The organism is Paeniglutamicibacter sp. NPDC091659, from assembly GCF_044756805.1.
Classification (GTDB): domain Bacteria; phylum Actinomycetota; class Actinomycetes; order Actinomycetales; family Micrococcaceae; genus Paeniglutamicibacter.
In genome coordinates this window covers 13,479-26,034 of record NZ_JBIVTO010000001.1, presented here as the reverse complement: position 1 = coordinate 26,034, position 12,556 = coordinate 13,479, and the positions used below count along the sequence as shown (strand labels likewise).

Annotated in this window: 13 protein-coding genes; 7 read left to right on the top strand and 6 right to left on the bottom strand. The window is 65.8% G+C overall.

The annotated features are described in order from the left end of the window. Window positions 1-22 precede the first annotated feature (22 nt). Window positions 23-1,408 (bottom strand): amidase, encoded by a 1,386-nt coding sequence (locus ACIQLF_RS00140; protein ID WP_400293536.1) that lies wholly within the window; start codon window positions 1,406-1,408, stop codon window positions 23-25. 230 nt (window positions 1,409-1,638) lie between these two features. On the opposite strand from ACIQLF_RS00140, the gene ACIQLF_RS00135 reads away from it, so the two are divergent. Next, a complete protein-coding gene (locus ACIQLF_RS00135) occupies window positions 1,639-1,965 on the top strand; it encodes a rhodanese-like domain-containing protein (RefSeq protein ID WP_400293534.1) in 327 nt (108 codons plus the stop codon). Continuing rightward, complete coding sequence (pheA, locus tag ACIQLF_RS00130; protein ID WP_400293533.1) at window positions 1,962-2,891, top strand: prephenate dehydratase; 930 nt, start codon at window positions 1,962-1,964, stop codon at window positions 2,889-2,891. The genes ACIQLF_RS00135 and pheA overlap by 4 nt, the downstream gene beginning before the upstream one ends. On the opposite strand, the gene ACIQLF_RS00125 is transcribed toward pheA, so the two are convergent. After that, on the bottom strand, window positions 2,888-3,931 hold the full coding sequence (locus ACIQLF_RS00125) for a diacylglycerol/lipid kinase family protein (protein WP_400293531.1): 1,044 nt from the start codon (window positions 3,929-3,931) through the stop codon (window positions 2,888-2,890). The genes pheA and ACIQLF_RS00125 overlap by 4 nt on opposite strands. Before the next feature lie 38 nt (window positions 3,932-3,969). Here ACIQLF_RS00125 and serS point away from each other — a divergent pair, with 38 nt between their 5' ends. The 3 genes from serS (at window position 3,970) to ACIQLF_RS00110 (ending at window position 6,919) form a co-directional block, all read left to right on the top strand. Further along, complete coding sequence (gene serS, locus ACIQLF_RS00120; protein WP_400293529.1) at window positions 3,970-5,256, top strand: serine--tRNA ligase; 1,287 nt, start codon at window positions 3,970-3,972, stop codon at window positions 5,254-5,256. A gap of 202 nt (window positions 5,257-5,458) precedes the next feature. Then, window positions 5,459-6,310: an HAD family hydrolase gene (locus ACIQLF_RS00115; protein ID WP_400293528.1), complete on the top strand. Its 852-nt coding sequence runs from the start codon at window positions 5,459-5,461 to the stop codon at window positions 6,308-6,310. A gap of 177 nt (window positions 6,311-6,487) precedes the next feature. Beyond that, the gene (locus ACIQLF_RS00110) at window positions 6,488-6,919 is read left to right on the top strand and encodes a hypothetical protein (protein WP_400293526.1); all 432 of its coding nucleotides are present in this window, start codon (window positions 6,488-6,490) and stop codon (window positions 6,917-6,919) included. Between the two features lie 44 nt (window positions 6,920-6,963). Here the strand turns inward: ACIQLF_RS00110 and ACIQLF_RS00105 are convergent, their stop codons facing one another. The 3 genes from ACIQLF_RS00105 to ACIQLF_RS00095 all read right to left on the bottom strand — a co-directional run bounded on the left by ACIQLF_RS00105 (window position 6,964) and on the right by ACIQLF_RS00095 (window position 8,898). After that, window positions 6,964-7,380 (bottom strand): DUF1761 domain-containing protein, encoded by a 417-nt coding sequence (locus ACIQLF_RS00105; protein WP_400293525.1) that lies wholly within the window; start codon window positions 7,378-7,380, stop codon window positions 6,964-6,966. 130 nt (window positions 7,381-7,510) lie between these two features. Further along, window positions 7,511-8,125, bottom strand: coding sequence for a hypothetical protein (locus ACIQLF_RS00100; RefSeq protein ID WP_400293523.1), 615 nt, complete (start codon window positions 8,123-8,125; stop codon window positions 7,511-7,513). A gap of 83 nt (window positions 8,126-8,208) precedes the next feature. Further along, window positions 8,209-8,898, bottom strand: coding sequence for a YitT family protein (locus tag ACIQLF_RS00095; RefSeq protein ID WP_400293521.1), 690 nt, complete (start codon window positions 8,896-8,898; stop codon window positions 8,209-8,211). A 60-nt stretch (window positions 8,899-8,958) separates the two neighbouring features. Between ACIQLF_RS00095 and ACIQLF_RS00090 the strand changes: the two genes are divergently transcribed. After that, window positions 8,959-10,371, top strand: a complete 1,413-nt coding sequence (locus ACIQLF_RS00090) for a PLP-dependent aminotransferase family protein (RefSeq protein WP_400293519.1) — start codon at window positions 8,959-8,961, stop codon at window positions 10,369-10,371. 124 nt (window positions 10,372-10,495) lie between these two features. On the opposite strand, the gene ACIQLF_RS00085 is transcribed toward ACIQLF_RS00090, so the two are convergent. Further along, a complete protein-coding gene (locus tag ACIQLF_RS00085; protein ID WP_400293517.1) occupies window positions 10,496-10,981 on the bottom strand; it encodes an inorganic diphosphatase in 486 nt (161 codons plus the stop codon). 133 nt (window positions 10,982-11,114) lie between these two features. On the opposite strand from ACIQLF_RS00085, the gene dacB reads away from it, so the two are divergent. Continuing rightward, window positions 11,115-12,539, top strand: coding sequence for a D-alanyl-D-alanine carboxypeptidase/D-alanyl-D-alanine-endopeptidase (dacB, locus tag ACIQLF_RS00080; RefSeq protein ID WP_400293516.1), 1,425 nt, complete (start codon window positions 11,115-11,117; stop codon window positions 12,537-12,539). Window positions 12,540-12,556: the final 17 nt, after the last annotated feature.

Genomic DNA, 12,556 nt, shown 5'->3' with positions numbered 1-12,556 from the left:
ATGCCCACTTTGTTGACCAATCTCACATTTCGGAAAGTTGCGCCGCGAGGGCCAAAAGCTGGATTTCCGACCCCGCCCGGCCGATAATCTGCACGCCCATGGACAGGCCGTCGGCAGTTGTCAGCGTGGGAACCGTGACGGCCGGCAAACCCGAGACATTCACCATGGACGTGAACGGCGTGTACTGGCACTGGCGCATGTAGTCGGTGTCGGCATCCTGCGAGGTGTAGTAGCCGATTGCCGGGGGAGTGTGGGCCATGGCCGGGGTGAGCACCACGTCGTAGCGCCCCCACTGGGTGCGGAAGTCCGCGGCGATTTCGGTGAGCTTGGCGGCGGCTGCCAGGGAGACCCCGACCTCGCGGGCGGTGGCCCGCTCGCGGAAGGAGCGTGCAAGCGTCCCCAGTTTTTCCTCGCTGCCAGGCGGCAGCGGCGCCGAGGCCAGCCCGGAGGTCCACACGGTGGAGAAGGCCTCCGGATACATCGTGTCGTAGTAGATCTCCGCCTCCTCGATGTGGTGTGCGCGCCGGTTAAGGGTCTCGATGGCCTTGTTCAGGGCGGCGTGCGCCTCCGGGGACAGCGAAATCGGGTAGACCGAGGCGAAGGGGCTGGCGGTACTGACCCCGACGCGCAGCCCGCGCAGGGAGTCGATGCCGCCGGATCGCAGCGTGTCCAGGAAGGTTCCCTGGGAAGGGCCGATCATGGCGTCCATGAGCAGCGCGGCATCAAGGGCGTTGTGCGCCAGCGGCCCGGAAACGGTGAGCCGGGGAGCGCCAAAGGGGTCAAGCGTTCCATCCAGCACGTCGCTCGGGATGGTGCCGAGGCCCGGCTTGAGCCCGACCAGCCCGCAGGCGGACGCGGGAATCCGCACCGATCCTCCGCCGTCGCTGCCGGGGCCGAACGGCAACATGCCGGCGGCGACGGCCGCGGCCTCGCCGCCGCTGGACCCGCCCGCGGAAAGTGCGGGGTTCAGTGGATTGCGTGCGGGAGGCGCAATGTCGTTTTCGGAATGGCAGCTCAGGCCGAATTCCGGAACCTGCGTCTTTCCCAGCGAGATGGCCCCGGCGTTCGAAAGCGTGGCGACCAGCGCGTTGTCCTTCTCCGCGGCCAGGGCCGGAATCGCGGCGGTGCCGTAGCTGGTTGGGACCCCGGCGACATCCAGGAGGTCCTTGTAGGCCAGCGGCATTCCGTGCAGCGCCCGAAGCGGCGCGCGCCTTGCGGCGAACTCCTCGTCCGCGCGCCAGGCAGCATCCATCGCCTGCTCGGCGGTCACGGTGATGAACGAACCCAGCAACGGGTTGAGCTCCTCGATGCACCCCAGGAAATGTGCGCCCACCTCGCGCGCGGAGAGTTCCCCCGCGGCCAGCGCATCACGGAGTTCCAGTGCCGTGAATGCTGAAATCTCGCTCATGGTGGTTTCCTCCGGTCGGGCGGTGCGGGTCGAATGCGTGGCGCTGCGCTGCGGGCCTTGTGAAGCCCACGTATTGACACTAGTACGAGTCTCGGGAAGGTGTGCGCCGAGCGGCCGACGATTTCGGGCCGGGTGCGGCCGGCCACCGGCCCCGACGCAAACGGGAACCGGGGACGGCGGAGCGATAGGCTGGATTGCAGAAGAATGATGCCGCCTGCGCAAGGAGAAGCATGAGTGATTTTGAAACCGTTTCCGTCGAACAGGTGCCCGCCGGAGCGCTTGTCCTTGACGTCCGCGAGGAATACGAATGGATCGAGGGCCACGCGGCGGACGCCGTGCATATTCCGTTGGCGGAATTGCCGGCACGATTCGAGGAACTCGACCCGGACACGGACACCTATGTGATTTGCCGGACCGGCGGGCGCGCGGCGCAGGCCACGGCATGGCTGGTGTCCCAGGGCTATTCGGCCCTGTTTGTGGCCGGCGGAATGGGCGACTGGCTTGAAGCCGGGCTGCCGTTGCAGAGCGAGAACGGTCAGGAGCCAACGGTTCGATGATTTACACCTACTTGGGCCCGGCCGGAACCTTCACCGAGGCCGCGCTGCTGCAGGTCCCCGACGCACGCACCTCCGAACGCATCCCGGCGGCAAACGTCAACGCGGCGCTGGACAAGGTCCGTTCCGGCGCGGCGGATGCCGCCATGGTCCCCATTGAAAACTCGGTGGAGGGCGGCGTCTCGACCACCCTCGACGCCATTGCCACGGGCGACGCGCTGCAGATCGTGGCCGAGGCCCTCGTCCCGATCACCTTCGTGCTGGCCGTGCGGGAAAACATTGACTCCCTGGAGCAGATTCGCACCGTGGCAACCCACGGGCACGCGTGGGCGCAGTGCCGCGGCTGGGCCGAATCGAATATTCCGCAAGCGGAATTCATCCCGACCTCATCGACGGCAGCGGGCGCGATTGCCCTGCTGGACGGGGAATCGAACCACGACGCGGCCATCTGCTCTCCCCTGGTGGCGCAGGAGCGCGGGTTGAAGGTGCTGCGCGAGGAAATCGAGGACAACAAGGGTGCCGTCACCCGATTCATCCTTGTCACCCGTCCGGGACCGATTCCTGCACCGACGGGCATCGACAAGAGCACCGTGATCCTGCCGCTTGCCGAGGACCGTCCAGGCGCGCTGATGGAAATCCTCGAGCAGTTCGTGGTCCGCGGCGTGAACCTCAGCCGCATCGAGTCGCGCCCCACCGGCGAGGGCATGGGCCGCTACTTCTTCTCGGTGGACGTCGACGGGCACGTGGCCCAGGCCCGTGTCGCCGACGCGCTCACCGGCCTGCACCGGGTGTGCCCGGACCTGCGCTTCCTGGGTTCATACCCGGCCGCATCGGGGCTTTCCTCCGCGGTCGAAGCGCACAACTCGGACGAGGCCTTCGACCGTGCCAAAAGCTGGGTCGGGGGAATCCGCAACCGGCTGCTCGGCTAGGCCAGGCGGATCTTGAGTGAAGCGGGCTTCACCTCAACGTGGAGCCCGTTCACCAATCCCGTTGCATCCCCGTCGATCTGCGTGTTCATCGGTTCGTGGCAGCGCAGCGATAGGGAAGCCGTGGGGTAGAAACCCATCACGGGGATCGCGCCACGGGCCTTGAACGCGGTCTTCAGGAAGATCCAGCCCCACCCGGCGGCGCTGCGTGGGCTGAGCACCACCATGTCCAAGACCCCGTCATCGATCCTTGCCTCGGGAACCAGGTCCAGGCCCTGCAACTTGCCGCAGTTGGCAAAAAGGACCGAACGCACGCTACGTGTTTGCTCGCTTCCGCCATCGAGGGCGACCGAGATCTTCTTGCGTTTGCCCGGAAGATGCCGGAATCCCGCCTCCGAATACGCGAGCCACCCCACCTTGGCCTTGAGCTCCTCGTTGGTGTCGTCCATGATGTCAGCGTCGGTGCCGACCCCGGCGATGACAAGGAACGCGTGTTCGCTTTCCGACCCGTCGACGTGCTCGAGCCTGATGCTGCCGGTGTCGATGGTGCGCACGGGGCCGCGGATGGCTCCGAAGGCCGCGGTGGCAATGTCGTCGAGCGGAACCTCGACGTTCCTGGCCAGCAGGTTCCCGGTGCCCAGCGGAATGAGTCCCAGACTGGCCTGGGAGCCCCTGAGGACTTCCGCCACGGCGCGGACTGTCCCGTCGCCGCCGGCGGCAATGACAACGTCGCATCCGGCCTCAAGCGCGCGGCGTGCCGCTCCTTGCCCGGGGTCGTCGGGTTCGGATTCAAAGACCAGGGGGGCGGCAAGCCCTGCCTCGGCACACACGTGTTCAACGGCGGAGACCGCTTGTTCGGTGCCGGACTTGGTCGGATTGAGCACCAACGCAATCCTTCGCGCAGACGTCGTGATGCCGACTTTTGGCGCCAGGACCTGGGGCCGGTTGCGGTCAACGAGCCTACGCACGGAGAGCCAACTCAGCGTCGAGGCGACGCCCGCGGCGCCTGCCGTAACGAGGGCAATAAGTCGATTGCGTTGCATAGTGCACTCAGCCTAACCGGGATTGCTAGGCTTAGGTCGTGATCGACGTAAAACTACTCAGTGAAAATCCAGATACCTTCCGCGCCTCGCAGCGCGCCCGTGGGGCGGATGAGTCCCTGATTGATGCGATTTTGGACGCCGATATCCGGCGCCGTGAGTCGATTGCATCCTTTGAGGCGCTCCGAGCCCAACAGAATGCCTTCAGCAAGAAGGTCGGTGCCGCCAAGGGCGAGGAAAAGCAGGCCCTGCTCGCCGAGGTCAAGGAGCTGTCCCAGAACGTCAAGGCGGCCCAGGTCGCCTCCGACGAAGCGGCAGCCGCCTACACCGCCCTGCAGCGCTCAATCCCGAACCTCATCCAGGACGGCGTTCCGGCCGGCGGCGAGGACGACTTCACGGTCGTCAAGCACGTGGGCACCCCGCGCGACTTCTCCGCAGACGGCTTCGAGCCCCGCGACCACCTCGAGTTGGGCGAACTGCTTGGCGCCATCGACATGGAACGCGGCGCCAAGGTTTCGGGTTCGCGCTTCTACTTCCTCAAGGGAATCGGCGCACGCCTTGAAATCGCCCTCATGAACATGGCCCTGGATCAGGCGGTGCAAAACGGGTTCATCCCGATGATCACCCCCACCCTGGTTCGCCCGGAGACCATGCAGGGCACCGGCTTCGATGTCGAGCACGACGACGAGATCTACAAGCTCGAGCGCGACGACATGTACCTTGTCGGCACCTCCGAGGTGGCCCTCGCCGGCTACCACGCCAACGAGATCCTTGACCTGAGCGCCGGACCCACCCGCTACGCCGGCTGGTCCTCATGCTACCGCCGCGAGGCCGGTTCCGCGGGCAAGGACACCCGCGGCATCATCCGCGTGCACCAGTTCAACAAGCTGGAAATGTTCGTCTACTGCTCTCCCGAGGACGCTGCGGCCGAGCACTCCAAGCTGCTGGCCTGGGAAGAGGAAATGCTGGCCAAGGTGGAACTGCCCTACCGTGTCATCGACACCGCGGCAGGCGACCTGGGCATGAGCGCGGCGCGCAAGTTCGACTGCGAAGCCTGGGTCCCGACTCAGGACGCGTACCGCGAACTGACCTCCACCTCCAACTGCACCACCTTCCAGGCACGCCGCCTGAACATCCGCGAACGCGAAATCGGTGCCGACGGCAAGCCGGGCAAGACTCGTTCGGTGGCGACGCTGAACGGCACCCTGGCCACCACGCGCTGGATCGTCGCGATCCTGGAACACCACCAGAACGCCGACGGCACGGTCAACGTTCCCGTTGCCCTGCGTCCGTACCTTGGTGGCATGGAAGTCATGCCGCTCGTCTAAGGCCAACCGCCACAGGTTTGGTGCCCATCGGGGCGCCGCGCCCAGATTCACGCTTTCGGTTCACGTTCCCTGCAGGGGCGGCTCCGAAAGCGTCGTCCGGGGTTGCGGCGCCCCGAGCATTTAACCGTGGATTCATCAGGTTTTCATCCGCGGTGTGCGCCAGCTCATGACGAAAATCCGCATTTGATGCTTCACTGGATAAATGACAGTGATGACAAGAACCGGCATCGAAGACCGGTCAGAAGAAACCCAAAAGTACATGATCTGCCTTGACGTGGACGGCACCCTGGTGAACCATGACGGGGCCATGAGCCGGGCCGTGAAGGATTCCGCCCGCGCCATCGTTGCGGCAGGACACGAGGTGGTCATTTCGACGGGGCGTTCCCTCGGCGCGACTCTGCCGGTGATCCGCATGCTCGGCATCGAGAACGGCTACGCGGTGTGCTGCAACGGCGGCGTGACCGTGCGCCTCGATGCACGGCTGGAGGAAGGCTACGAGGTCGTCGAGCGCAGGACCTTCGACCCCGCCCCCGCGCTGCACGCCCTGCGCAAAGCCCTGCCCACCGCCAAGTACGCGTTGGAGGACGACCAGGGCAGGTTCCTCTCCACCGAACGATTCCAGGATGCAAGCTTCGGCGTCGTGGCGAACCCCGTGACCCATGACGAGATGCTCGAGGCGACCGCGGTGCGCCTGGTGGTCTTCTCGACCGACGCCACAGCCGAGGAATTCGGCGAGGCCGTCAGCGTGATGGGGCTTGCCGGCGTCACTTATTCGGTGGGCTGGACGGCGTGGCTGGACATCGCCGCCGAGGGTGTCACCAAGGCCAGCGGCCTCGAGGTCCTTCGCGGGAAGCTCGGCCACGACCTTGAGGCGACCATCGCCGTGGGCGATGGCCGCAACGACATCGAGATGCTCACCTGGGCCGGTCGCGGCGTGGCCATGGGCCAGGCCCCCGACGAGGTCAAGGCATCGGCCGACGAGGTCACCCACGGCGTGGACGAGGACGGGCTGGCGACGGTCCTCTGGGGCCTGCTGGAGAGCACCGAGTCCTAGTTTTCGGGTTTTCTGGGCCTCCGCGCATTGCGTCGCCTGGAAATCCCGGGCGGGTCCCGGCATCCGTCCGGGATTTAATCCATTCGAAAGCTTATTTGGCGTTCGTGCGGGAAGCCGGAGGCAGCGCCTTATGACCGGCCGCATCGGGGTCGCATTTCACTGGCTATGCTTAAACCCATGAAACGCGCCGGAATTCTTGCCCTCTCCCTGCTTGGTGCCGGGATGCTGCTCACCGGTTGCAGCTCTCCCGATGTCATCTGCAACACCGGTGAACCAAGTGCCACCGAGGCCATGGACCACCTGATCGAATCAACACTTGCCGGTGACCAGATCGAGGTTTGCCGTGTCACCACCATCGGCGGCACCGACACCGTGGGCGCGCAATTCGAGCGCTTGGCGGCCGAGCTGGGCGGCCTTGGCGTGGACGCCGGATACACCGTGAAGCCCGTCGGGGATTCGACCCTCGGAGGATGGTCGCAGCTGGTGCTGACCACCCCGAGCCATCCCGAGGGCAAGCCCTTCGACGTTTTCGAACGCGGCGGAAAGTACACGATCGGGTGGCTTGAGTTCGTTCAGGCTCCGTTGCCGAGCCAGAGCCCGGCCAAGTAACCCACCGCCACAGCGGCGGGACCCGCACCCGACGGCGTTGGCGGCTAGATGCCGAAGAGCCCGATGATCAGTGCCATGACCATGAACGTCACAAGCTCGTGGACGCAGTTCAGGACCGTGAGGCCGACGGGGCGCCCCTCAAAGGCGTCGTGGGTGATGAATCGCGCGGCGGTGAAGCCGCCCCACAGGATCAACGCGGTCAGCAGCGCGTTGGCGAGGAATGATCCGCCGTAGAACTGGAACGACAGGTACGTGGCCCCGGCCAAGACCCAGGCGCTGATGAAGCTCACCGCCAGGGTGATCAGGATGGGGACCACCGCGTTCTTCGTGGAGCCGGGGGTTACCTTGGCCACGCGCATCCAGTAGTTCCCAAAGACCTTGGGGGTGTACCAGATCGAGCCAACCACCATGGTGGAAATCGTGGCAACAACCACTGCAAGCCAATTGATGTCGGGGACCATTGTGCGCTCCTGAGGCAATGACCGGGAGGGGCGGGAATCTTTCCTCCCCCTGGTCTTTCGTGATTTCGGTATGACGATCCTACGTCCGAAAATCACAGGTCAACAACGGGGAACGCGGAATTGCGGCGGGCTAGATCCCCGGAACGGCGCCGGGGGCCTCGACCCATTTCAAGAGCCGGGCCGCGGCAGGCCGAGCCGCCCACTCTTCGACCCATGCCGATCGCACAACCGCCTTTGAAACGGCCTGCGCGCTGATGCCGAGTTCCGCGGCAACGTACTTTTGCTGGCCGCGCACCCCGGGGGTCAGCAGGTCCAGGACCGCCCACTCGGCGTTGCTGCGTGTGGCAACGATGTGGCCCAGCAGGCGCAACACCGCCTCGGCCTCTCCGGCCAGCTGCATGTCCGGGCCGACGACGCTCAACGGAACGCGATCGCCGGTGTGTTCGGCCCGGTCAACGGCCGTTTGTGCATGGCCGAGCGCGGATCCCTGGAGGTATCGCGCATCGCGGGGAACGGGTTCATAGAGGCTTCCGATTCCCAGGCCCACCACCCAGTGGCGTTGGCGCAGGGCGTGAAGCACCGCGCTCACGGCATTCTCTGCGGTCTCGGGCGAGCCCAGTATGAGCGTCGGCCCCGAGCGCTGGAAAGGTGTGGGTGCCGGAATCTCGGACAGGGCCTGGAGCAATTCGTCGCCAAGGTCCCCGTTTTCACGGCGATCACGTTGTTTTAAAGTCACTACGTACACACACCCAATTATGCAGGGCTTTGTGGGCGGCCATTCGAACCGCGCCCGACCCCGGGGTGGGCGCGGCTCGCAGCCGGTGGTGGCTACAGCCGGGGAGCTTCCTCCTGCACCGGATCGGCCGGGGCCTTCTGCGGAAGCCCGACGATGCTGTAGCGCAGGAAGAACTGGGTCAGCGGGCCGATCGCCAGCGCATAGATGATGGTTCCGAAGCCCACGATTCCGCCCAGGAACCAGCCGATCGCCAGGACGAGGACCTCGACGCCGGTGCGGGCCAAACGCAGGCTTATGCCGGTTCGGGCATGTAGTCCGGTCATCAGTCCGTCGCGCGGGCCCGGGCCCAATTGGCTGCCGATGTAGAGCCCGCCGCCCAACCCGTTGACCAGCAGCGAGGCGGCAAACAGGGCGATCTGGGCCGGGAGTCCCTCGGCCTGCGGAATGACGGCCAGCGCGAAGTCGGCGGCGATTCCCAGCCACAGCACGTTGGCGATGGTTCCGAGTCCGGGCATCTGGCGCAGGGGGATCCAAAGCAACAGCACGATGAAACCAAAGATGATCACGACGGTTCCCAGGCTCAGCCCGGTGTGCAGCATGACGCCGTAGTGCAGCACATCCCACGGGGCCAGGCCCACGCCTGATCGGACAAACCCTGCCATTGCGACGCCGAAGAGCGTGAGCCCGATGAAAAGTTGTACAAGCCTGTACGGCAGGCGTCCGGCGCGGAGTTGCTCCAGCGGGGTGAGGCGGGCGAGTTCGGGGGTGTTGCGCTTTGTCATGTATCAAGCTTCGTCGAAAGTGGCATTGAAAAAAAGTGCCAATCCGAGGAAACTGGACCCATGAGCATGACCCAGCGCCAATTGCCTGCACGACGCTTGAGCAGCATGCTCGGGGCGCGGATAGGGGAACAGCCCGCCTACGCCTGGCTTTCGGAAGGAATCCGCCAACTGGTCACCAACGGGCGGGTGCTGCACGGAACCATGCTGCCCAGTGAACGGGACCTGGTGGGCGCTCTTGGCCTGAGCCGGACCACAGTCACGCGTGCTTACCAGGAACTGCGTGAACGAGGGTTTGCCGAGGCACGCCAAGGCTCGGGCACACAGATACGGATCCCGGGCGGCAACGTCGGGGGAGGCTCCGAACCACTGACGCCGGGCTCGCTGGAAATCATGGCCCCCGGTGGTATCGACTTGACGTGCGGGGCACCCACCGCGCCCGTGGGCCTTGCCGGCTTCTACGAACGCGCCCTCGACCAACTTCCGGGGTATATCGGCGGCATGGGCTACTACCCACTGGGCCTGCCGGTGCTGCGGGCGGCCATCGCGGCCGACTACGTCCGTCGCGGACTTCCAACGGATCCCGAGCAGATTGTCGTCACTGCCGGAGCGCTCTCCGGAGTTGCAAGCATTGCCCGTGCACTCCTTGCGCCTGGGGCCAAGGTCCTTGCGGAGAGCCCAAGCTACCCGAATTCGGTTTCGTCCCTACGCCAGCACGGTGCCAGGATGACTGCGCTGCCCATCGGGCCCGAGGGCAGCGACGTTCCTGGCATTGAAGCGGCGCTGGCAGGCGGCGGATTCAGCGCCATGCTGTGCCTGCCCGACTTCCACAATCCCACCGGAACCTTGCTGGGAAACGAAGGCCGGCAACGCTGGGCGCATGCACTGGATCTGAGGGGGGTGCGCGGCATCATCGATGAGACCAACGCCGAACTTTGGCTGGATTCCAGGCCCGAGGTCATGCCCATGGCCGCATATTCGAGCAATCTCATCACCGTGGGCAGCGCCAGCAAAACCTACTGGGGCGGCTTGCGGCTGGGCTGGATCCGGGCCCCGCACGCCCTGGTAGGCGCCATCCACCAAGGCCGTGCCACCATGGACCTCGGCGCCCCGGTCCTTGAACAAATCGTGCTCAGCCTGCTCATCAGCGAGCGCGCCGGCATCGATGAACAAACACGCACCAGGCTGCGCGACAACCGGGACTGGCTCCATGCCAGCCTCGCCGAAGCGGTGCCCGGGTGGAAAATCCAAAAACCCTCCGGTGGAATGTCGCTGTGGTGCAACCTTCCGGAGCCCCGCTCCATGGCACTTGCGGCGCAAGCCAAGAAATCAGGACTGCTATTGACCCCGGGCTCCGTCTTTGCCGTCAACGACCACGGGTTGGAACGCTGGCTGCGCGTCCCCTACGCATTGGATCGGACCGAGCTTGAGCGGGCGCTGCCACTACTTGCCGATGCATGGAACGCGGTCGGCTGACTTCATTCCATGCATGAAGGGCCCGCCGGGCCCGGACGACGGCAAAGAAAAATCGGGCGGGGTTCCCTGACACAAGTCCAGGGAACCCCGCCCGATTCGGCGGCAGCAGGCTGCCGGAAAGTCCTTAGGCCTGGGCCTTGAAACGCTCGATCGAGCGCTCAAGCTCGGCTTCGGCTTCGGCGCGACCCAACCAACCCTCGGCCTTGACCCACTTGCCCGGCTCCAGGTCCTTGTAACGGGTGAAGAAGTGCTCGATTTCCTTGACGAGCCACTCGTCGAGGTCCTCGAACTCCTGGATGTGGTCGAAGCGCTTGTCGGCAGGAACGCACACGAGCTTGGCATCTCCGCCGCCGTCGTCGGTCATGTTGAACACGGCGATCGGGCGGGATTCAACGACAACGCCCGGGAACAGGTCGACGCCCGGGATGAAGACCAGTGCGTCCAGCGGATCGCCGTCTTCGCCCAGGGTGTCATCGAAGAAACCGTAGTGGGTCGGGTACTGCATGGAGGTGAACAGCACGCGATCCAGACGCAGGCGGTGGGTCTCGTGGTCGATCTCGTACTTCACGCGGGATCCGGCAGGGATCTCGATGGTGACGTCGTGGCTCATAAAAAGTCTCCTCGACTCTCGTGACCAGGGGCACGTGCGGACGCGGGCGCATCCGATTGCCGTCTAGTCTTATGGGTGCTGCGCTTAAGGGTATATGGCGCACACGGACTACGACGATTTCGGGGATTTTGTAATGAAGCGCGCACGCCCGCGGTGGGGCACCTGGTCACTGGCGCTGGCAATAGGTGTTGCCCTCGGGCTGGTGGCATTGTTCCTGATCCCCGTCGTTGCGGGCACTGCCACGCCCCAGGCCGTCGAACCGCCGCCGGCCCCGCCGGTGGTTTCCCCGGCCAGCCCCACGGCACTGCCCCCGCTGGACCCCGAGGCGCCGCAACCGGAAACCGGCGTGCTGGGAACCAGGCTCGACGGGATCCTCTCTTCGGTCGAACCGGACAGCACGGTTTCGGCCAGCGTCATCGACATCGCAACCGGCAACGAAGTTTATTCACGGTCCGGTGCGCAGGCGGGCATCCCGGCTTCGAGCCTGAAGATCCTCACCGCCATCGCGGCAACCGACGTGCTGGGAGAAGACCACCGTTTCACCACCAAGGTGCTGTTGAAGGACCCGCAGACCCTGGTGCTGGTCGGCGGGGGAGACGTCCTGCTGGGATCAGGGAAGGACTCGACCGCGGTCAGCGGCCGCGCCGGACTGGAAACCCTCGCCGCGGAGGCCGCAAAGGAAATCCACAAGGCGCGGGCCGACGGCCGGCTGGGGCCCGAGATGTCGCTCGAACTCGACGATTCGCTCTTCACTGGCCCGGGGTTGAACCCGGCCTGGGACGAGTCCCTGGTGACAACCAACAACATTGCCGTCGTCGCACCCCTGGCGCTGTACGGGGCCCGTGCCGATGCCGGCCCCAAGGCGCCGCGGGTCAAGGACCCGGCGATGTCCGCCGCAACGTCCTTCGCCAAATCCCTGCGCACCGCGCTGGGCAACGGGTCCGACGCCCCACGGCTTTCCGCCGACATCGCCCGCGGCCAGGCCGGTGACGGCGCCACCGAGTTGGCAAGCGTTTCCTCCGCGACGCTGGGCGAACAGATCCGTTTCATGCTCGAGGTCTCCGACAACTACGTCGCCGAAACCCTCGGCCGGCTCACCACCGTCGCGCAGGGAAACCCCGGGGACTACCTGCACGGCGCACAGGCCGTGCAGCAAAAGACCGCCGATCTCGGCATCCGCTCCGAATCCCTGGAACTCGTCGACACCTCGGGGCTTGCCGACGGCAACCGGGTCTCCCCGCAGACCCTGGCCGACGCTCTGAAGTTCGCCGCCACCTCCAACCACGCGGCCCTGCGCGACCTCAGCTACCAGCTGCCGGTCGCCGGTGCCACGGGAACGCTGGGCGCCAGGCTGAACGCCGCAGACACGCGCGGCATCGTCCGCGCCAAGACCGGTTCGCTGGTCGATGTCTCGAGCCTCACCGGCATCACGGTCACCCGGGACGGCCGGGCGCTTGCCTTCTCCTTCATGGTCCACTCGCACCACGGCGAACTGGCTCCGCACAAGGACACCCTCGATGCCGCAGCAACCTACCTGACCGGATGCGGCTGCCGCTGAGCCGAACCCGTTGCGCA

Coding starts and splice junctions, on each gene's coding strand:
- ACIQLF_RS00140 (WP_400293536.1), bottom strand. CDS start 1,408: ATGAGCGAGATTTCAGCATTCACGGCACTGGAACTCCGTGATGCGCTG.
- ACIQLF_RS00135 (WP_400293534.1), top strand. CDS start 1,639: ATGAGTGATTTTGAAACCGTTTCCGTCGAACAGGTGCCCGCCGGAGCG.
- pheA (WP_400293533.1), top strand. CDS start 1,962: ATGATTTACACCTACTTGGGCCCGGCCGGAACCTTCACCGAGGCCGCG.
- ACIQLF_RS00125 (WP_400293531.1), bottom strand. CDS start 3,931: ATGCAACGCAATCGACTTATTGCCCTCGTTACGGCAGGCGCCGCGGGC.
- ACIQLF_RS00115 (WP_400293528.1), top strand. CDS start 5,459: ATGACAGTGATGACAAGAACCGGCATCGAAGACCGGTCAGAAGAAACC.
- ACIQLF_RS00110 (WP_400293526.1), top strand. CDS start 6,488: ATGAAACGCGCCGGAATTCTTGCCCTCTCCCTGCTTGGTGCCGGGATG.
- ACIQLF_RS00105 (WP_400293525.1), bottom strand. CDS start 7,380: ATGGTCCCCGACATCAATTGGCTTGCAGTGGTTGTTGCCACGATTTCC.
- ACIQLF_RS00095 (WP_400293521.1), bottom strand. CDS start 8,898: ATGACAAAGCGCAACACCCCCGAACTCGCCCGCCTCACCCCGCTGGAG.
- ACIQLF_RS00090 (WP_400293519.1), top strand. CDS start 8,959: ATGAGCATGACCCAGCGCCAATTGCCTGCACGACGCTTGAGCAGCATG.
- ACIQLF_RS00085 (WP_400293517.1), bottom strand. CDS start 10,981: ATGAGCCACGACGTCACCATCGAGATCCCTGCCGGATCCCGCGTGAAG.
- dacB (WP_400293516.1), top strand. CDS start 11,115: ATGAAGCGCGCACGCCCGCGGTGGGGCACCTGGTCACTGGCGCTGGCA.